At 69.6% G+C, this 18,016-nt stretch carries 18 protein-coding genes; 10 read left to right on the top strand and 8 right to left on the bottom strand.

Annotation, left to right across the window (positions count from 1 at the left end; genetic code table 11):
- Positions 1 to 17 precede the first annotated feature (17 nt).
- Both BLA15945_RS32315 and lpxK read right to left on the bottom strand, forming a co-directional pair.
- A complete protein-coding gene (locus BLA15945_RS32315; RefSeq protein ID WP_006482216.1) occupies positions 18 to 212 on the bottom strand; it encodes a Trm112 family protein in 195 nt (64 codons plus the stop codon).
- Positions 193 to 1,221: a tetraacyldisaccharide 4'-kinase gene (gene lpxK / locus BLA15945_RS32310; protein WP_059233380.1), complete on the bottom strand. Its 1,029-nt coding sequence runs from the start codon at positions 1,219 to 1,221 to the stop codon at positions 193 to 195. Before lpxK ends, BLA15945_RS32315 begins: the two co-directional genes overlap by 20 nt.
- 449 nt (positions 1,222 to 1,670) lie before the next feature.
- Between lpxK and xseA the strand changes: the two genes are divergently transcribed.
- The 3 genes from xseA (at position 1,671) to BLA15945_RS32295 (ending at position 5,231) form a co-directional block, all read left to right on the top strand.
- Positions 1,671 to 3,053 (top strand): exodeoxyribonuclease VII large subunit, encoded by a 1,383-nt coding sequence (xseA, locus tag BLA15945_RS32305; RefSeq protein WP_059233381.1) that lies wholly within the window; start codon positions 1,671 to 1,673, stop codon positions 3,051 to 3,053.
- A 227-nt stretch (positions 3,054 to 3,280) separates the two neighbouring features.
- On the top strand, positions 3,281 to 3,859 hold the full coding sequence (sodB, locus tag BLA15945_RS32300) for a superoxide dismutase [Fe] (RefSeq protein WP_011352986.1): 579 nt from the start codon (positions 3,281 to 3,283) through the stop codon (positions 3,857 to 3,859).
- A 151-nt stretch (positions 3,860 to 4,010) separates the two neighbouring features.
- Positions 4,011 to 5,231, top strand: a complete 1,221-nt coding sequence (locus tag BLA15945_RS32295; protein ID WP_174994273.1) for an ISL3 family transposase — start codon at positions 4,011 to 4,013, stop codon at positions 5,229 to 5,231.
- A 43-nt stretch (positions 5,232 to 5,274) separates the two neighbouring features.
- Here the strand turns inward: BLA15945_RS32295 and chrA are convergent, their stop codons facing one another.
- Positions 5,275 to 6,486 carry a chromate efflux transporter gene (gene chrA, locus BLA15945_RS32290; protein WP_174994272.1) on the bottom strand — a complete coding sequence of 404 codons (1,212 nt, stop codon included), beginning with the start codon at positions 6,484 to 6,486 and terminating at the stop codon, positions 5,275 to 5,277.
- Between the two features lie 87 nt (positions 6,487 to 6,573).
- On the bottom strand, positions 6,574 to 7,281 hold the full coding sequence (locus BLA15945_RS32285) for a Crp/Fnr family transcriptional regulator (RefSeq protein WP_059233383.1): 708 nt from the start codon (positions 7,279 to 7,281) through the stop codon (positions 6,574 to 6,576).
- A gap of 81 nt (positions 7,282 to 7,362) precedes the next feature.
- On the opposite strand from BLA15945_RS32285, the gene BLA15945_RS32280 reads away from it, so the two are divergent.
- From BLA15945_RS32280 to BLA15945_RS32270, 3 genes are all read left to right on the top strand, one after another.
- Entirely contained in the window at positions 7,363 to 7,887 is a 525-nt protein-coding gene (locus BLA15945_RS32280; protein ID WP_059233384.1) for an Mpo1 family 2-hydroxy fatty acid dioxygenase, read from the top strand.
- Positions 7,880 to 8,926 carry a 2-dehydropantoate 2-reductase gene (locus BLA15945_RS32275; RefSeq protein WP_174994271.1) on the top strand — a complete coding sequence of 349 codons (1,047 nt, stop codon included), beginning with the start codon at positions 7,880 to 7,882 and terminating at the stop codon, positions 8,924 to 8,926. The genes BLA15945_RS32280 and BLA15945_RS32275 overlap by 8 nt, the downstream gene beginning before the upstream one ends.
- A gap of 94 nt (positions 8,927 to 9,020) precedes the next feature.
- Complete coding sequence (locus BLA15945_RS32270; RefSeq protein WP_174994270.1) at positions 9,021 to 9,626, top strand: class I SAM-dependent methyltransferase; 606 nt, start codon at positions 9,021 to 9,023, stop codon at positions 9,624 to 9,626.
- 19 nt (positions 9,627 to 9,645) lie between these two features.
- Here BLA15945_RS32270 and BLA15945_RS32265 read toward each other — a convergent pair whose 3' ends face one another.
- Positions 9,646 to 10,920, bottom strand: a complete 1,275-nt coding sequence (locus tag BLA15945_RS32265; protein WP_059233386.1) for an EAL domain-containing protein — start codon at positions 10,918 to 10,920, stop codon at positions 9,646 to 9,648.
- A gap of 180 nt (positions 10,921 to 11,100) precedes the next feature.
- The gene (gene mdtD, locus BLA15945_RS32260; protein ID WP_166963224.1) at positions 11,101 to 12,537 is read right to left on the bottom strand and encodes a multidrug transporter subunit MdtD; all 1,437 of its coding nucleotides are present in this window, start codon (positions 12,535 to 12,537) and stop codon (positions 11,101 to 11,103) included.
- 224 nt (positions 12,538 to 12,761) lie between these two features.
- Here mdtD and BLA15945_RS32255 point away from each other — a divergent pair, with 224 nt between their 5' ends.
- Positions 12,762 to 13,085: a DUF2917 domain-containing protein gene (locus BLA15945_RS32255; RefSeq protein ID WP_174994269.1), complete on the top strand. Its 324-nt coding sequence runs from the start codon at positions 12,762 to 12,764 to the stop codon at positions 13,083 to 13,085.
- Here BLA15945_RS32255 and BLA15945_RS32250 read toward each other — a convergent pair.
- A complete protein-coding gene (locus BLA15945_RS32250; RefSeq protein WP_059233389.1) occupies positions 13,058 to 14,290 on the bottom strand; it encodes a citrate/2-methylcitrate synthase in 1,233 nt (410 codons plus the stop codon). The two genes, BLA15945_RS32255 and BLA15945_RS32250, sit on opposite strands and share 28 nt — an antisense overlap.
- A 138-nt stretch (positions 14,291 to 14,428) precedes the next feature.
- Here BLA15945_RS32250 and BLA15945_RS32245 point away from each other — a divergent pair, with 138 nt between their 5' ends.
- Positions 14,429 to 15,820: a CoA transferase gene (locus tag BLA15945_RS32245; protein WP_174994268.1), complete on the top strand. Its 1,392-nt coding sequence runs from the start codon at positions 14,429 to 14,431 to the stop codon at positions 15,818 to 15,820.
- 21 nt (positions 15,821 to 15,841) lie between these two features.
- On the opposite strand, the gene BLA15945_RS32240 is transcribed toward BLA15945_RS32245, so the two are convergent.
- On the bottom strand, positions 15,842 to 16,588 hold the full coding sequence (locus BLA15945_RS32240; RefSeq protein ID WP_011546029.1) for a GntR family transcriptional regulator: 747 nt from the start codon (positions 16,586 to 16,588) through the stop codon (positions 15,842 to 15,844).
- A gap of 166 nt (positions 16,589 to 16,754) precedes the next feature.
- Here BLA15945_RS32240 and BLA15945_RS32235 point away from each other — a divergent pair, with 166 nt between their 5' ends.
- A complete protein-coding gene (locus tag BLA15945_RS32235) occupies positions 16,755 to 17,600 on the top strand; it encodes an aldo/keto reductase (RefSeq protein WP_059233391.1) in 846 nt (281 codons plus the stop codon).
- Between the two features lie 60 nt (positions 17,601 to 17,660).
- The coding region (locus BLA15945_RS32230; RefSeq protein WP_174994267.1) for a hypothetical protein at positions 17,661 to 18,016 on the top strand (356 nt) is incomplete at its 3' end.

Genomic DNA, 18,016 nt, shown 5'->3' with positions numbered 1-18,016 from the left:
GCGAGCGGCCTGGCGGCTCAGCGGCCGGCCGGATCGACCGGCGTGCCTTCGACGGTCTGGCGCGCTTCGTCGACGAGCATCACGGGGATGCCGTCGCGGATCGGGTAGGCGAGCTTGTCCGCGTTGCAGATCAGCTCCTGCGCGGCACGGTCGTAGTGGAGCGGGCCTTTGCAGATAGGGCACACAATGATTTCAAGCAGGCGAGCGTCCACGGAGTTTCTCCACAACGAGGGCAATGAGGCGAGGGTCGAGCGCGGCTTCGACGGGGACAACCCACAGTCGGGCGTCGCGCCAGGAAGCGCCCAATTTTACTGCATCCTTCTCGGTGATCAGGATCGCATCGACGGCATCGTCGACGAACGGATTGTCGGCGAACGCGTAATGGTCGGGCAGCGCGCGCGTCGCCGGCGCGAGACCGGCCGCGCGCAGCGTCGCGAAGAAGCGTTCCGGCGCGCCGATGCCGGCCGCGGCGAGCACGCGTTCGTTCGCGAACTGCGACAACGGGCGGCGCAGCGCGGGCTGGTCGAGGTGCCACGCGGCGCCCGGCGTCAGCGCGAGCGCGTAGGTGTCGGGCCACGGCGGCAGCGCGCCGCTGTACGGATCGTTGACGAGCGTCGCGTCGCGGTGCCGCGACAACGGCTCGCGCAGCGGGCCGGCCGGCAGCAGGAAGCCGTTGCCGCCGAGCCGGTGGTCGAACACGACGAGCTCGACCGTGCGGGCGAGGCGGTAGTGCTGGAGGCCGTCGTCGCTGACGATCACGTCGACGTCCGGATGCGCGGCGCGCAGCGCCTGCGCGGCCGCGACGCGGTCGGGGCACACCCAGACGGGCGCGCCGGTGCGGCGCGCGATCAGCAGCGGTTCGTCACCGCCGACGCTGGCGCGCGACGCGGGCGTGACGGCGGTCGGCGCCGTCACGTTCGCGCCGTAGCCGCGCGACACGACGCCCGGTGTGAAGCCGGCCGCGCGCAGCGCGTCGACGAGCGCGATCACGGTCGGTGTCTTGCCGGTGCCGCCGACGGTCACGTTGCCGACCACGACGACGGGCACGCCGACGTCGACCGGCTTTTTCCAGCCCTGCGTGTAAGCGGTACGCCGCAGCGCCGCGCACAGGCCGAACACGCAGGCGAACGGCGTGAGCGCCCAGGCGAGCGCGCCGCGCCGCTGCCATTCGCGAGTCAGGCGCGCTTCGAGTCGCGCGAGCGGGCCGCCGGGCGCGCTCATCGGGCCGGGCGCGGCGCGTCGTGCGCCGCGGCGTGGGACGGATTCGTCAAGGCGGATTCTCCGTTGGGCGGCGCATGCCGCGGGGTCTGCGGAAGGCGGCACTCTAGCGCGCCGCACGCAGGCGCGGCAAGCGCGACCGGCCGACGCAGCCTGCGGGGCCGGATCGCGGCGGCCTGTGGATAACTCTGTGAAAAACTCCTCGGTCGATCGCATCAAACGCCCACCGGGCGGGCCTCGAATCGGAGGCGAATTGTTTTGAAAGGTTTAAAAATCTATAAAAATCAATGTGTTATGAGGAATTGTCTGGCTTTTTTAGCGGTTTCCAAGCGTTTTAGGCGGACGAATGCCAGAGTGTGGACACCTTCCGCGCGCGACGGCAAGTGCGGCGGCGCTGGACGTCGCGCGCATGTCGGACTATCGTGACGCCGCCAGCATTCATCCGACCGTCCATGCTTTCCGACTCTCCTTTTTCCGCACCCGGCGCGACGCGCGGCGGCGACGAAGTGATTCCCGTTTCGGCGCTCAATCGTGCGATTTCGACGATGCTCGAGCGCTCGTTTCCGCTGTTGTGGATTTCGGGCGAAGTATCGAATTTCACGCGTGCCGCGAGCGGCCACTGGTATTTCTCGATCAAGGACCAGCAGGCGCAGATGCGCTGCGTGATGTTCCGCGGCCGTGCGCAATATGCGGAATTCACGCCGCGCGAAGGCGACCGCATCGAGGTGCGCGCGGTCGTCACGATGTACGAGCCGCGCGGCGAAGTGCAGTTGAACGTCGAAGCCGTGCGGCGCACCGGGCAGGGGCGCCTGTACGAGGCGTTCCTGCGGCTGAAGGCGCAGCTCGAAGGCGAGGGCCTGTTCGCCCCCGAGCGCAAGCGGCCGTTGCCGGCCCACCCGCGCGCGATCGGCATCGTCACGTCGCTGCAGGCCGCCGCGCTGCGCGACGTGCTGACCACGCTCGCCCGGCGCGCGCCGCACATTCCGGTGATCGTCTATCCGGCGCCCGTGCAGGGTGCCGGTTCCGCCGAGAAGCTCGTCGCGGCCGTCGAGGCCGCGAATGCGCGCCGTGAGGTCGACGTGCTGCTGGTCTGCCGCGGCGGCGGCTCGATCGAGGATCTGTGGTCGTTCAACGACGAAGCGCTGGCGCGCGCGATCGCGGCGAGCGAACTGCCGGTCGTCAGCGGCGTCGGGCACGAAACCGATTTCACGATCGCGGACTTCGCGGCCGACTTGCGCGCGCCGACGCCTACCGGCGCGGCCGAGCTCGCGAGCCCGCAGCGCGCGCTGCTGCTGCGCGAGGTCGACGAGCGCCAGCGTGCGCTCGCGCGCGGCATGGCGCGCCGGCTCGAACAACGTGCGCAGCAGCTCGACTGGCTTGCGCGCCGGCTCGTGAGCCCGGCCGAGCGGCTGCAGCGGCAGCGCACGCACGTCGAGCAACTCGCGGTGCGGCTTGCGTCGGCGGCGTCGCGGCCGGTGCGCGACGCACGCGCGCGCTTCGCCCTGGCACAGCTGCGCTGGCAGCGCGCGCGGCCGGATGCGTCGCAGGCGCGCCAGGCGCTCGCGGGGCTGTCGCAACGTCTCGCGGTTGCGTTGCAGCGCCGTCATGAACGCGACACGGCGCGTGTGTCAGCCTGTGCTGCGAGGCTCGAGGTACTGAGCCCGCAGCGCACGCTCGAGCGCGGTTATGCGGCGCTGATCGATACGCAGACGGGCCGTGCGGTACGGGCGCCGAACGCGCTGAAGCCGCAGCGGCGCCTGACCGTGCATCTGGCCGAAGGCTCGGCCGACGTGTCGCTCGCCGACGTGCAGCCGCGGCTGACCGATACGATCTGACATAACCGCTGCAAGCGGAGCGAAGGGTGTCGCAACGGACGCATCGTGCACGGGAACGGATGCTGCGCAGCGTCGGGCTCGTCCTGACGGACGTTGCGCAAACATCGCTTTTCCGCATACCGCGGATAAATGGCCCGTGAGTTTGCGGGGTTATTCGTCCTCGCCTACAATCGGACGCTCGGCAGCATCCAACACAGCCTCCCTACATACTCAACGAAGGAATCGCCATGGCTCATACGCTCCCGCCGCTCCCGTACGCTGAAGACGCACTCGCGCCGACCATCTCGCTCGAGACGATCCAGTACCACTACGGCAAGCACCATCAGGCTTATGTGACGAACCTGAACAATCTGATCCCGGGCACGGAATTCGAAAACCTGTCGCTGGAAGAGATCGTGAAGAAGTCGTCGGGCGGCATCTTCAACAACGCCGCGCAAATCTGGAACCACACGTTCTTCTGGAACAGCCTGTCGCCGAACGGCGGCGGCGCACCGACGGGCGCGCTGGGCGACGCGATCAACGCGAAGTGGGGTTCGTACGACGCATTCAAGGAAGCGTTCACGAAGGCCGCAGTCGGCACGTTCGGTTCGGGCTGGGCATGGCTCGTGAAGAAGGCTGACGGTTCGCTCGACATCGTGTCGACGAGCAACGCAGCGACGCCGCTGACGACCGCCGACAAGGCGCTGCTGACGATCGACGTGTGGGAACACGCGTACTACATCGACTACCGCAACGCACGGCCGAAGTTCGTCGAAGCGTTCTGGAACATCGTGAACTGGGACTTCGCAGCGAAGAACTTCGCGTAAGTCCGGCGCCGGCGCGCCGCCACGGCGCGCAGCACCCCAAAAAAAGCCCTCGTTTCGAGGGCTTTTTTGTGGTTCATCGCAGGAAACCGTGGAGCCTTGGGGGGCGATTGCGTAACCTGACGCCTGACTTTATGGAGGTCAGGAGGAAGAATTGCTCGATCGCAAGGCACTTCAGGCACTGGGTTGCTGGACAGGCTATCGGCTGGAGCGAGTGGAGTGGCCGGCGGGCGAAAGCCGCACGCTGTCACTGCACTTGAAGCCGGTCAGCAAGGTCATGTACTGCGAGCAATGCGGAGCGCGTTGCCAGCAGATTCATGAAACGACGGTGCGGCGGGTGCGCGATTTGCCGCTGTTCGAGTATCGGGTGGTACTGCATGTCCCCCGTCGCCGGGTCTGGTGCGAACACTGCGGCGGGCCGAGGCTGGAGAAGCTGGACTGGCTGGGCCGCTACCAGCGAGTGACCGAGCGATTCGCCAAGGCCTGCGAGAAGTTGCTGCAAGCGGCCAGCGTGCAGGCCGTAGCGGCCTTCTACGACCTGGGCTGGCATACGGTCAAATCGATCGACAAGATGCGCTTGCGCGCACGCGTGGCCGAGCCGGACTGGTCAACGATCCGCTATCTGGCGATGGACGAGTTCGCGCTGCATAAAGGCCATCGTTACGCCACGGTGGTGGTCGATCCGATCGGCCGGCAAGTGCTCTGGATTGGAGCGGGACGCTCGCGCGAAACAGCTCGAGCCTTCTTCGAACAGCTACCCGCGGGCGTTGCCGAGCGCATCGAGGCGGTCGCGATCGACATGACTACGGCCTACGAGTTGGAGATCAAGGCGCAGTGTCCGCAGGCCGAGGTGGTCTACGACCTGTTCCACGTCGTCGCCAAGTACGGGCGCGAAGTGATCGATCGGGTACGGGTGGATCAGGCCAATCAGCTACGCCATGACCGGCCGGCCCGGAAGGTTCTGAAGTCCAGTCGCTGGCTGCTGCTGCGCAACCGCCGCAACCTGAAGCAGGAACAGGCTGTGCATCTGAAGGAACTGCTGGCCGCCAACCAGCCGTTGTTGTGCGTCTACGTGCTACGCGATGAACTCAAACGGCTCTGGTTCTACCGGAAGCCAGCTTGGGCGCAAAAGGCTTGGGAACAATGGGTTGAGCAAGCCCGGCAAAGCGGGATCGCAGCACTGCAACTGTTTGCTCAGCGCCTACAGGGTTACTGGCACGGAATCCTCGCACGTTGCCGACACCCACTCAATACCAGCGTCGTCGAAGGCATCAACAACACTATCAAGGTCATCAAGCGTCGGGCTTACGGGTACCGCGACGAGGAATACTTCTTCCTCAAGATCCGCGCCGCGTTCCCCGGCAATCCTCGATGAACCTTTTTTGTTTTTGTCCCGCAGGCGCGTCGAGTTGGCCAGATCAGGCGACCATGCCGAACACCCAGCCGAGCGTGGCACTCGCGATCACGACGGCCCATGGCGGCACGCGCCAGAACACCAGCGCGACGTAGGCGGCGAGCGCGGCGGCCAGGTCGCGCGGCGCGACGATCGTATCGGTCCAGACCGGGTGATAGAGCGCGGCGAACAGCAACCCGACGACGGCCGCGTTCACGCCCGCGAGCGCCGCCTGCATGCGCGCGCTGCGGCGCAGGCGCTCCCAGAACGGTGCGGTGCCGGCAATGAGCAGGAACGACGGCGCGAAGATCGAGACCAGTGCGATCGTGCCGCCGAGCCAGCCGTTCGGCGCATCGCGCAGCGACGCGCCGAGATACGCCGAAAACGTGAAGAGCGGCCCCGGCACGGCCTGCGCGACACCGTACCCGGCGAGGAACGCCGAATCGCCGACCCAGCCGGGCGCGACCACGGCCGCCTGCAGCAGCGGCAGCACCACATGGCCGCCGCCGAACACGAGTGCGCCGGTGCGGAAGAACGCATCGACGACGGCGAGCGTATCGGAGTGGAGCGCGCGGGCCGCAACCGGCAAGACGACGAGCAGCGCCGCGAACAGCGCGAGCCACACCATGCCCGAGCGGGGCGACACGTGCAGCGGCAACGGATCGTGCGCGTCGCGTGCCGGTTGCGGCAGCAGCACGAGACCGGCCGCGCCGGCCGTGACGATCACCGCAATCTGCGTCCAGGCGGCCGGCGCGAGCAGCGCGACGCAAGCGGCCGCGGCCATCAGCGTGACGCGGCGCGCATCCGGGCACAGCGTGCGTGCCATTCCCCAGACCGCTTGCGCGATCACCGCGACCGACACGATGCGCAGCCCGTGCAGCGCGCCGGCTTCGATCGGTGCGCCCGTTGCGTGAACGCCGAGCGCGAACAGCATCATCAGCAGCGCCGATGGCAGCGTGAAGCCGAGCCAGGCGGCGAACATGCCCGCATAGCCGGCGCGCGCGAGGCCGATCGCCATCCCGACCTGGCTGCTCGCGGGCCCCGGCAGGAACTGGCACAGCCCGACGAGATCGGCATAGGTGCGCTCGGTGAGCCAGCCGCGCCGCGTGACGAATTCGGCGCGGAAGTAGCCGAGGTGCGCGACCGGGCCGCCGAACGACGTGAGGCCGAGCCGCAGGAACGCGGCGAAGACGGGCCACGGATGACGGGAAGGCGCGGGGGCGGTCGAGGTATTCAAGACGAGGTGTGTGGCGGACGAACGAGCAGCAACGATAGCGCAACGCGGCGGCGGCGGGGCAACGTGCAGCGGCGCGTTGCGCGTTGCTCAGTGCGTGCCGTCGCCCAGCCCGCTCGCGCGGCGCAGCGCGTCGATGTCGACGAGCTCGATCTCGCCGACATGCAGCCGCACGACGCCGTCGGCCTGCAGCGCCTTCAGCAACTGGTTGGTGGTCTGCCGCGTGATCGACAGCATCGACGCGAGCGTTTCCTGCGACAGCCGCACGCGCGTGCGGCCGGCGCTGATGCCGCCGTAACCCTCGGCGATCATCAGCAGGCGCACGGCGAGCCGCTGCGCGGCCGGCATCACGCTCATCGATTCGACGGTCAGGAAGCTCAGGCGCAGCTTCTGCGCCATCAGCAGCGCGAACTGCCGCCAGTATTGCGGCGTCGCATCGAGGATCGCGAGCAGTGCGGCCTGCGGCACGTGCAGCAGCAGCGCGTCGTCGAGCGCGATCGCGTCGTGCGTGCGCGGCTGGCCGTCGAACAGCGCGATTTCGCCGAACCACGTGACGGGCTCGGCCACCGTCAGAAGCGCTTCCTTGCCCTGCGGGTCGACCGCACCTATCGTGAGTGAACCGGCCAGGACCGCGTACAGCCCGCATGGCGGGTCGCCGCGCCGGAACAGCGCGTGGCCGGCCGGCAGGCGGCGCAGCGCCGCGCGGGCGAGCAGGTCCGCGCGCAACGCGTGCGGCAGCGCGGCGAACCACGGGTTCGCTTCGATCTGCGGCAGGTACGGGGCGAGCGGAGAGGGCATGGACACGCGATGTCGGGTAGCTGACAGAGGTTCTCGGGCGTGACGCGCATCATAGCGCTCAATAGCCGACCAGGAGACGCGATGAAGACGCTCGAAGACCACCTTTCGCAGTATGCGGCCTACCATCGCGACGCGCGCAACATCGCGACGCATCTGGTCGGCATCCCGATGATCGTGTTCGCGGCCGAAGTGCTGCTGTCGCGGCCGGCGGTCGGGATGGCGGCGGGCATCGCGTTGTCGCCGGCGCTGCTGCTGGCCGTCGCGTTCGTCGTGTTCTACCTGCGTCTCGACCTGCGGTTCGGGATCGTGATGGCCGCGCTGTTCGCGCTCGGCCTGTGGGCTGCGCAGTCGCTCGCGTTGCTGCCGACCGCGCAATGGCTCGCGATCGGCATCGGCGCATTCGTCGTCGGCTGGATCGTGCAGTTCGTCGGGCACTGGTTCGAAGGGCGCAAGCCCGCGTTCGTCGACGATCTGGTCGGCCTGATGGTCGGACCGCTGTTCGTCGTGGCCGAAATCGCGTTCTTCGCGGGGCTGCGCGGAGATGTGCGTCGCGAAGTCGAGCGGCGTGCCGGCCCCGTGCACGGCGGCGCGCACTCGCATGTCTGACGCGCCGGTCTGCGTGGTCGGCGCAGGCGCCGTCGGCTGCTATCTCGGCGGCCGCCTCGCGGCGGCCGGCGCGCGCGTGACGCTCGTCGGTCGCGCGCGGATCGGCGATGCGATTCATCTGCACGGGCTCACGCTGACCGACCAGCGCGGCTATCGGGCGACGCTCGCGCCGGCCGATGTCGCGTTTGCGACCGATCCGGCCGCCGCCGCCGACGCACGGCTCGTGCTCGTCGCGGTGAAGTCGGCCGCCACGCACGAGGCCGCTGGGCAACTGGCCGGCGTGCTGCGGCCCGGTACGGTCGTGATCAGCTTCCAGAACGGCCTGCACAACGCCGACGTGCTGCGCGACGCGCTGCCGCAAGCGACCGTGCTGGCCGGCATGGTGCCGTTCAACGTGATCGAGCGCGGGCCAGGCGCGTTTCACCAGGGTTCGGCCGGCGCGCTCGCGGCCGACGCGTCGCCTGCGCTGCGGCCGTTCGCCGGCGCCTTCGCGCGCGCCGGGCTGCCGCTCGTGCTGCATCGCGACATGCGGGCCGTACAGTGGGCGAAGCTGCTGCTCAACCTGAACAACGCGGTCAATGCGCTCGCGAACCTGCCGCTGCGCGACGAACTCGCGCAACGCGCGTACCGGCGCTGTGTCGCGCTGGCCCAGCGCGAAGCGCTGCACTGGCTGGCGCGCGCCGCGATCCGGCCCGCGCGGGTGACGCCGCTGCCGGCCGCGTGGATCCCGGCCGTGCTCGATCTGCCCGATGCGGCCTTTCGCGTGCTCGGCGGCCGGATGCTCGCGATCGATCCGCTCGCGCGTTCGTCGATGTCCGACGATCTCGCGGCGCGGCGCGCGACGGAAGTCGAGTGGATCAACGGCGAGATCGTGCGGCTGGCCGCGCGCTTCGGTGCGCCGGCGCCCGTCAATGCGCGGCTGTGCGCGCTCGTTCACGACGCGGAAAGCGCGGCGGCGCGCCCGGCGTGGCGCGGCGATGCGTTGTGGGCCGAGCTGACCGCGCACGCGCCGCGCGCAGGCCACGTGCGGCCAGCGTAACGCGCGTCACGCCGCCACCCGCACGACGCCACGGGCCGGGCGCAACGGCTAAGATGCGGGGTGCGTCATACGACGCCTTTGCGGAGCAATCGCCATGGTGGATCGCCCGACTCTCGACGCCTACGACGCCCATGCCGCGCAATACGCGCAGGACTGGCTCGACCAGGCCGCGCCCGACGACATGTACGCGCTGCTCGAACAGCATTTCTCGCCGGGGCCGACCGCCGACGTCGGCTGCGGCGCGGGCCGCGACACGGCCTGGCTCGCGTCGCGCGGCTTCGACGTGCGCGGCTACGACGCGAGCGCCGCGCTGCTCGACGAGGCGCGGCGGCACCATCCGGGCCTGACCTTCGAGCTGGCCGCGCTGCCGGCGCTGGCCGGCGTGCCGTCCGGCGCGTTTCGCAACGTGCTGTGCGAAACGGTCGTCATGCATCTCGAACAGGCGGACGCGGCGGCCGCCGCCGCGCGGCTGGCCGATCTGCTGATGCCGGGCGGCACGTTGTACCTGAGCTGGCGGGTGGCCGGAAACGGCACGTTGCGCGACGAGCGCGGCCGTCTCTATACGGCACTCGATTCGGCGCGGATGCATGCGGCGCTGGGCGCAAGCATGCACGTGATCGACGAGCACGAGGTCGTCAGCGCATCGTCCGGCAAGCGCGTGCACCGGCTGATCGTGCGCAAGGCGGGCGGCGCCGCGTGAGGGCGGCGCGCCATCGCGCTTACTCGCGGCTGAGCGCCGCTTCCCAGTTGATGTCGACGCAGAGCACCTGCATGCCGGTTGCGGCCGGTGCGGCGATCGACGCGGTCACGCACAGGTGCGCCTCGTTGATCGACAGGTAGGGCGGTGTCAGATGCACGCGCCCCGGCGCGCGCATCGCGTCGATGAAGTACGGACGGCGTTCCCAGCTGGCGCCTTCGGAGTGCAGCAACGGCCGGAAGCGCTTGGCGCGTTGCGACACGCTGCCGCGCGCGAGCACGTTGTCGCCGATCTGGCGGCCCGACGCGTCGAGCAGGAAGCAGCGCGCAGTTTCGGGCAGCCCGAGCACGGCGCCGGCCGCATCGGTGAGCGATTCGCCGGCGCCGAGTTTTTGGCTCGCTTCCTCGAGCGCGGCGACGTACGGTGCGAGCCGTTCCGCCTGCGTGCGCTCGCGCTGCGCGACGCGCAGCCGCAGCGCGGCCGACAGCGTATCCATGCAGCCCGCGGCGGCCTGCGGCTGCACGGGATCGACGCTCGGCCCCGCGAAATACTGGCCCTGCACGAAATCGACGTCGCATTCGAGCGCGATCAGCGCGTCGCGTTCGGTCGACAGGCCGCCCATCAGCACGAGCTGTCCGGATTCGTGCAGCAGCGACACGAGCCCCGGCAGCACGCGTTCGAGATGCGAGTGCTCGCTTGCCTGCGCGAGGATGCCGCGGTCGAGCGTGACGATGTCCGGATGCAGGTGCCACACGCGGTCGACGTTCGAATGCTTCGCGCCGAACCCGACGAGCGCGACCAGGAAGCCGGCCTTGCGCAGCCCGTCGATGATCGCCGCGTAGCGCGGCGTCTCGCCGCCGGCCTGCTCCGGCACCTCGAGCACCACGCGGTGCGGCGGCAGCCCGAGCGCCTTCAGGTTCGCGAGCAGCGCGTCGCCGTAGATGGTGTCCATCAGCGCGGCCGGATGCAGGCTCAGGAAGAGCCACTCGTCGTGACTGTCGAACGCGTGGAAGTTACCGAGATGCAACGATTCGGCGAGCCGGCCGAGTTCGAGCAGGTCGCCGCGGCGCGCCGCCTGCGTGAACACCTCGTGCGACGCCACCTGGCGGCTTTCCTCGTCGTGCGCGCGCAGCGACGCGTGATAGCCGATCGCGCGACGGTGCGACACCGAGAAAACGGGCTGGAACACGCTGAACACGGTGTAGCCGCCGTACAGCACGGTGCGCCGGTTCCCGTCGTCGCCGGCGACGGGGCGGGGCGGCTGAAAGCCGGGGGGATCGATTTCGATCATGCTCATGATGTCGGCCGAAGGAAGACTGCCAGTTTACCTAGAGAATAGGCGAGCAAGAAGCATGCACGGCACCGTGCCACGTGCGGCGGCCCGTCGCGGCCGGGGAGCCGGGCATCGCGGCGCGCATCGGCGGGGCCGGCTGCACCGCGATGGTGCGCGCCGACCCGGTTCGGCGCGCGCCGCGCGTCACGCGCGCTCGGACGGGTCGGTCTTGCGCGCGGTGCTGCGGATCTCGGGCGCGAGCTGCGCGAAGATCCACGCGGACGCGGCCGTGATGATCCCGACGCAGATGAACGTCGCATGGAACGCCGGCAGCGTGTTGCTGGGGGTCACGGTGCGCAGCATGCCCGTGAACGTCGCGAGCAGCGCGCCCGCGACCGTGACGCCGAGGCTCATCGACAGCATCTGCACGAGCGAGAACAGGCTGTTGCCGCTGCTCGCGCCGCCCGTGCCGAGATCCTTCAACGTCAGCGTGTTCATCGCGGTGAACTGCATCGAGTTGAACCCGCCGAACAGCGCGAGATGCACGACCTTCACCCACACCGGCACAGTGTCGCGCATCAGCGCGAAGCTGGCCATCATCACGCCGACCATGATCGTGTTCGCGAGCAACACCTTGCGGTAGCCGTGCTGCGTGATCAGCCGCGTGATGATCCGCTTCGAGAACATCCCGGCTGCGGCGACCGGCAGCATCATCAGCCCGGCCTCGAACGCCGAGTAGCCGAGGCTCACCTGCAGCAGCAGCGGGATCAGGTACGGCATTGCGCCGCTGCCGATCCGCGCGAACAGGTTGCCGAGCAGCCCGACGCTGAACGTGTGGATCCTGAACAGTTCGAGCGAGAAGATCGGTTGCGGCGCGCGCACCGCATACAGCCCGTACGCGACGAAGCACGCGAGGCTCAGGATCAGCAGCACGAGCACGGCCGCGTGCTGCATGCCGAGATCGGCGAGCCCGTCGAGCGACAGCGAGATCGCGACCATGCCGATCGTCAGCAGCAGATAGCCTTTCAGGTCGAAGCGGCCGACGGCCGGGTTGCGCGAATCGGGCATCGAATAGAAAGTCGCGATGCAGCCCGCGACGCCGACCGGCACGTTGATCAGGAAGATCCAGTGCCACGACGCTATCTTCACGAGCCAGCCGCCGAGCGTCGGCCCGATCAGCGGGCCGATCAGGCCCGGAATCGCGACGAACGACAGCGCGGGCAGGTAGCGTTCGGCCGGGAACGTGCGCAGCACCGCGAGCCGCCCGACCGGCAGCAGCATCGCGCCGCCGACGCCCTGCACGACGCGGAATGCGACGAGCTGCGTCAGCGTATGCGCGTTCGCGCACAGCAGCGAGCCGAGCGAGAACACCAGGATCGCGCTGAAGAACACGCGCCGCGTGCCGAACGTATCGGCCAGCCAGCCCGACACGGGGATCATCACCGCCATCGTCAGCGAGTACGCGATCACGACCGACTGCATCCGCAGCGGCGATTCGCCGAGGCTCGCGGCCATCGACGGCAGTGCCGTATTGACGATCGTCGAATCGAGCGTCTGCATGAAGAAGCCCGTCGCAACGAGCCAGAGCATCACGGTGAGGTTCTTTTCGCCGGGGGCGGCGGCAGGCGGGCGCTGGAACATGAGGGCGGGACGGTGGCGCGGGACAGCCGACATTGTAGGGAAAGCCGCCGCGCCGTGCAGGTTCGGGGCGGCATGCCGGGCGGTGCCGGGCCCGGCGGGCCGATGCCTGTCCCCGTCGGTCGGCCAGTACAGTTCAGCTAAAAGTGTCTGCAGCCGTATCTGTCCGTGTGCTGCCACTGTCCGAAATACTGGTGTCATCGAACCCGTGCGACCAGGAGGCTGCCATGCGCGAACTGCGACTTTACGTGATGGACGGCGACGAGCCGGCCGGACGGTGGCGGATCGTCGATCGCACGCTGCTCGAAGTGGCCGAGGGCGAGGTGTGGGTGACCGTCGAGGGCCGGCCCGACGATCACTGGCTGGGCGCCGGCGCGTCGCTGACGTTGCTGCCCGGCACGCGCGCGTGGGTCAGCGCGGGGCGGCGCGGCGCGACGTTCGCGTTCGGTCCGCTCGCGGCGCCGGCCGCGCACACCGCGCACGCGTGGTGGCGTCCGTTCGCCGCATGGCGCGACGGCCGGCGTCACACGGCCGCGTCGCTGCCGACGTAGCGCGCCCGCGGCCGGATCAGCTTCCCGTCCGCGTACTGTTCGAGCGCATGCGCGATCCAGCCTGCCGTGCGGCCGGCCGCGAACAGCGTGAACGCCGCGCCGTCGGGCAGCGCGAGCGTGCGTTCCAGCACCGCGAGCGCGAAATCGATCGCGGGGCGCAGGCCGGTGGCTGCTTCGACGCGCGCGGCGAGCGCGTGCGCCACCCGCAGCGCCGGCCGGTCGGGCACTGCGGCCTGCAGCGCGTCGAGCAGCGCCCGCGAACGCGGGTCGCCGTCGGGGTAGAGCGGGTGCGCAAAGCCGGACAGGGCGGTGCGGCCGCCGTCCGTGCGTTCGTCGTGCGCCAGCCGCAGGGCGAGGTAGCGATCGAGGTCGGCGGCGCGGGCCGCTTCGTCGAGCAGCGTACCGGCTCGGAACGTCTCGCCGCCGTGGCGCGGCCCCGACAGCGCCGCGAGCCCGCCCGCAATTGCGCCGAACAGGTGGGTGCCGGTCGACGCGATGCAGCGCACCGCGAAGGTCGACGGATTCAGTTCGTGATCGGCGCACAGCACGAGCGCGCGCCGCAGCAGGTCGGCTTCGTCGCGCCGCCGCACGCGCCATGCAGTCGCGAGCTGCCGGTGTACGGGCGCGTCGCCCGGCGCGATGCCGGCGAGTGCGGCCGTTGCGACGCGCAGCAGCAGCGTGCCGGCATCAAGCTGCGCGTCGCGCCCCTGCGCCCATAAGCGCGGCAACGATGCGGCCGCGGCAGGCAGCAGCACCAGCGTGCGTTCGAGCGGCGCGAGATGCGCCCAGCGACGCGCCCAGTCGTCCCATTGCGCGGCGTCGAAACCGGTCGACGCGAGCGAGGCGTGTGCCAGCCGCGCGGGCGGACAGTCCCAGAGCCGCGCGGCCGTTTCTTCGAGCGTCGCTTCGGCGGCGAGTGCGACCGCATCGGCGCCGCGGTAGTGCAGGCGGCCGCCCGCGATCTGCGTGATCCGCGATTCCAGTACCGGCACGCCCCAGTCGAGCGAACGTTCGGCGACGCCGCCCGCGCGTTTCGCGTCGGCGCGGCGGCGCGCAAGCAGGCGCACTTCATCCGCGTCGTAGCAGCGGCGCTTGGTCGCGCCGTCGGGCAGCGAGCGCAGCAGGCCGCGGCTCACGTACGCATACAGCGTACTCACGCTGACACCGAGGATGCCGGCGGCTTCCGGTGCACTGAGGGATCTCATGCCGGTGGCTCCTGTCGGGGGCATGAAACGCGGCCCCGCTACAACTATTCGTTATGTATTGATTCGCGCAATCAAGATTGATCGCGCCTGTCGCGAATTCTAGACTCGATTTCGTCTCCTCAACGACTCCCCAGCACCATGACACCCGAACTCGCATTGACGCATCTGTGGCAACTCGCACACGGCGATCCTGGCGCGCTGGCCCGCGCGACCGTGACGGGCCGGGACCCGACGCTGCCGTCGACGTTCAAGGTCGGCACGCTCGCCGTCGCGACGATCGCGGCAGCCGGGCTCGCGGCCGCCGAATGCCACCGGCTTCGCACGGGCGTCGCGCAAGCCGTCGACGTGTCGGTGCGCGACGCGCTCGTTGCGTTCCGCAGCGAGCGCTACCTGCGCGTCGACGACGGCCCGCCGCCGGAGTTGCGTCATCCGGTGACGGGTTTCTTCGAGACCGGCGACGGGCGCTGGATTCAGCTGCACGCGAACTTTCCGCATCACTTGCACGGCATCCTCGGCGTGCTTGGCTGCGGCGCGCAACCCGCCGATGTCGCCGCGGCGATCCGTACCTGGGACGGCGTGGCGCTCGATACCGCGCTGGCCGAGGCCGGCTTGTGCGCGGCATTGATCAGAACACCTGAGGAATGGGCGGAACACGAGCAGGCGCGTGCGATTGCGTCGTTGCCGCTGTTCGAAATCGAGCGGATCGGCGATGCGCCGGCCGAGCCGGTCGGCCGCGGCGACGCCGGCCAGCCGCTTGCCGGCGTGCGCGTGCTCGATCTCACGCGCATCATCGCGGGGCCGGTCGCGGGCCGCACGCTGGCATCGCACGGTGCGCAGACGCTGCTCGTCAACGGTCCGCATCTGCCGAACATCGCGCCGCTCGTGATCGACAACGGGCGCGGCAAGCGTTCGACGTGGATCGATCTGCGCGACGCGGCGGGCGTCGATACGCTGCAGGCACTCGCGAGCGATGCCGACGTCTTTCTGCAGGCGTACCGGCCTGGCGCGCTCACGGCACGTGGTTTCGCGCCGCAGGCACTCGCGGCGCTGCGGCCCGGCATCGTGTGCGTGTCGGTGTCGGCGTACGGGCACGCGGGGCCGTGGGCGAAGCGGCGCGGTTTCGACAGTCTCGTACAGTCGGCGAGCGGTATCGCATGGCAGGAGCAGCAGGCCGCGCATGCGGACGCGCCGCGCCATCTGCCGTGCCAGGCGCTCGATCATGCGACGGGTTATCTCGCGGCGTTCGGCGCGATGATTGCGCTCGCGCGGCGGGCGCGTGAAGGGGGAAGCTGGCACGTGCGGACGTCGCTCGCGCAGACGGGACGCTGGCTGCAGTCGTTCGGCGTCGTGCCGGACGGGCTGCGGGCACCCGATCTCGCGCCTGCCGACGTGCGCGACCGGATCGAGCGCATCGCGTCGCCGTTCGGGGCGCTCGACACCGTGCGGCCGGCCGAGCGCTTGTCGGTGACGCCGCCGTCGTTCGCGCGGCCGCCCGTGCCGCTCGGCACCGACGACGCACGCTGGCTGTGAGCGCCGGCGGCGCGACGTGCGTTACTTGCGCAGTTCGACGACGAAATCGTAGTAGTCGTTGCGGCAGTAGGTATCGGTCAGTTCGATCGCGCGCTGGTCTGACGTATAGCCGATCCGCGTGATCAGCAGCAGCGCATCGTGCGGCGCGATGCCCATCTGTTCGGCGATCTCGTCGGTCGCGTTGACCGCGCGGAAATGCTGCAGCGCGCGCACGATCGGCGTGCCGCGCGCTTCGAGATAGCTGTACAGCGAGCCGGCGATCGCCTGCGGATCGGGAATCAGCGTCGCGGGGAACGTCGAGTTCTCGACGGCCATCACGATGCCGTCGGCGAGACGCAGGCGTTTCAGGCGCGTAACGGATGCGGCCGGCGACAGCCCGAGCTGGATCACTTCGTCGCGGTTCGCGGGCTGAATTTCGCGCGCGAGCCATTGCGAGCTCGGCTTGAAGCCGCGGCGCTCGAGCATTTCGCTGAAGCTCGACAGTCGCGACAGCGGATCCTCGTAGCGCGGCTGGATGAAGTTGCCCGCGCCTTGCGTGCGGCGGATCAAGCCCTGCTCGACGAGCAGCGCGATCGCCTTGCGTGCGGTGATGCGCGATACGCCGAGCGCTTCGGACAGCACGCGCTCGGAAGGCAGCGCCTCGCCGGCCGTCCAGCGGTTGTCGTGGATTGCGTCACCGAGCTTGCGAGCGAGCTGCAGGTAGAGCGGCGTATCGTTGTCGGGGTCGGGGCGCAGGTCCTGCCACCGGTCGTCCGTGGGTGCCTTCATGGAATGGGTATCGATCAGGTTGCGGCCATTCTAAGTCATCATGCCGCGCCGTTATAGCCGGTTTTTGCCGTGTAATAGGTCGCGGGCGCATCGATTGACTACACTGACGCGTCGTATTCCATGCTCCGGCCGCAGTGTGCGGCCGCGAATCCACAACGAGGAACGCATGACAGACACGATCGCCACGGTCGTCCTGCCGGACGGTGAGACGATTCCGAAGCTTGGCCTGGGTACCTGGGAAATGGGCGAGCGGCCGGCCCGGCGCGCGGACGAAATCGCCGCGCTGCGCGAGGGCATCGAACTCGGGATGACGCTGGTCGATACGGCCGAGATGTACGGCGACGGCGCGACCGAAGCGCTCGTCGGCGAAGCGCTCGCAGGCCTGCGCGACGACGTGTTCCTCGTCAGCAAGGTCTATCCGCATCATGCGAGCCGGCGCGGTGTCATCGCCGCGTGCGACGCGAGTCTCAAGCGCCTGCGTACCGACCGTCTCGACCTGTACCTGCTGCACTGGCGCGGCTCGGTGCCGCTCGAGGAGACGGTCGAGGGTTTCGAGGCGTTGCAGCGCGCCGGCAAGATCCGTCACTGGGGCGTGAGCAACTTCGATACGGCCGACATGGACGAACTCGTCCGCGAAGCGGGCGGCAGTGCGTGCGCGACCAACCAGATCCTCTACAACATCGCGCGGCGCGGCCCGGAGTTCGACCTGCTGCCGTGGCTCGCCGATCACCGGATGCCGGCGATGGCGTATAGCCCGGTCGACCACGGGCGGTTGCCGAAACGCTCGCCGCTCGACGAGATTGCGCGGCTGCGCGGCGTGTCGGTGATGCGGGTCGCGCTGGCATGGGTGCTCGCGCAGCCGGGTGTGTTCGCGATCCCGAAGGCGTCGAGGATCGAGCACGTGCGCGACAATCGCGCCGCGCTCGATTTCGAGTTGAGCGATGACGAGCGCGCGCAGCTTGACGCGTATTTCCGTCCGCCACGCAGCAAGCGCGCGCTCGAGATGCTCTGATCGCACCTGGCCGGGCAACGCTTCCGGTCAGTGGTTGCCGCCGGACGATCCGCCGTTGCCGTGACCACCGCCATTGCCGTTGCCAGTGCCGTGGCCATTGCCGACGCCGTTGGCACCGCCATTGCCGGCGCCGCCACTGCCGTTGCCATTGCCGTTGCCGCCGCCGTTGCCGTGGCCACCGTTGCCGTTTCCGCCGCCATTGCCGTTGCCGTTTCCGCCGCCGTTGCCGTTGCCGTTGCCGTTGCCGTTTCCGCCGCCGTTGCCGCCGCCGTTTCCGCCGCCGTTGCCGCCGCCGTTGCCGCCGCCGTTGCCGCCGCCGTTGCCGCCGCCGTTGCCGCCGCCGTTGCCACCGCCGTTGCCACCGCCGTTGCCACCGCCGTTTCCGCCGCCGTTTCCACCGCCGTTGCCGCCGCCAT

The organism is Burkholderia arboris (assembly GCF_902499125.1).
GTDB lineage: Bacteria > Pseudomonadota > Gammaproteobacteria > Burkholderiales > Burkholderiaceae > Burkholderia > Burkholderia arboris.
Note: the sequence above shows the minus strand (reverse complement) of the source record. Positions and strands in the feature narration are given on the sequence as shown.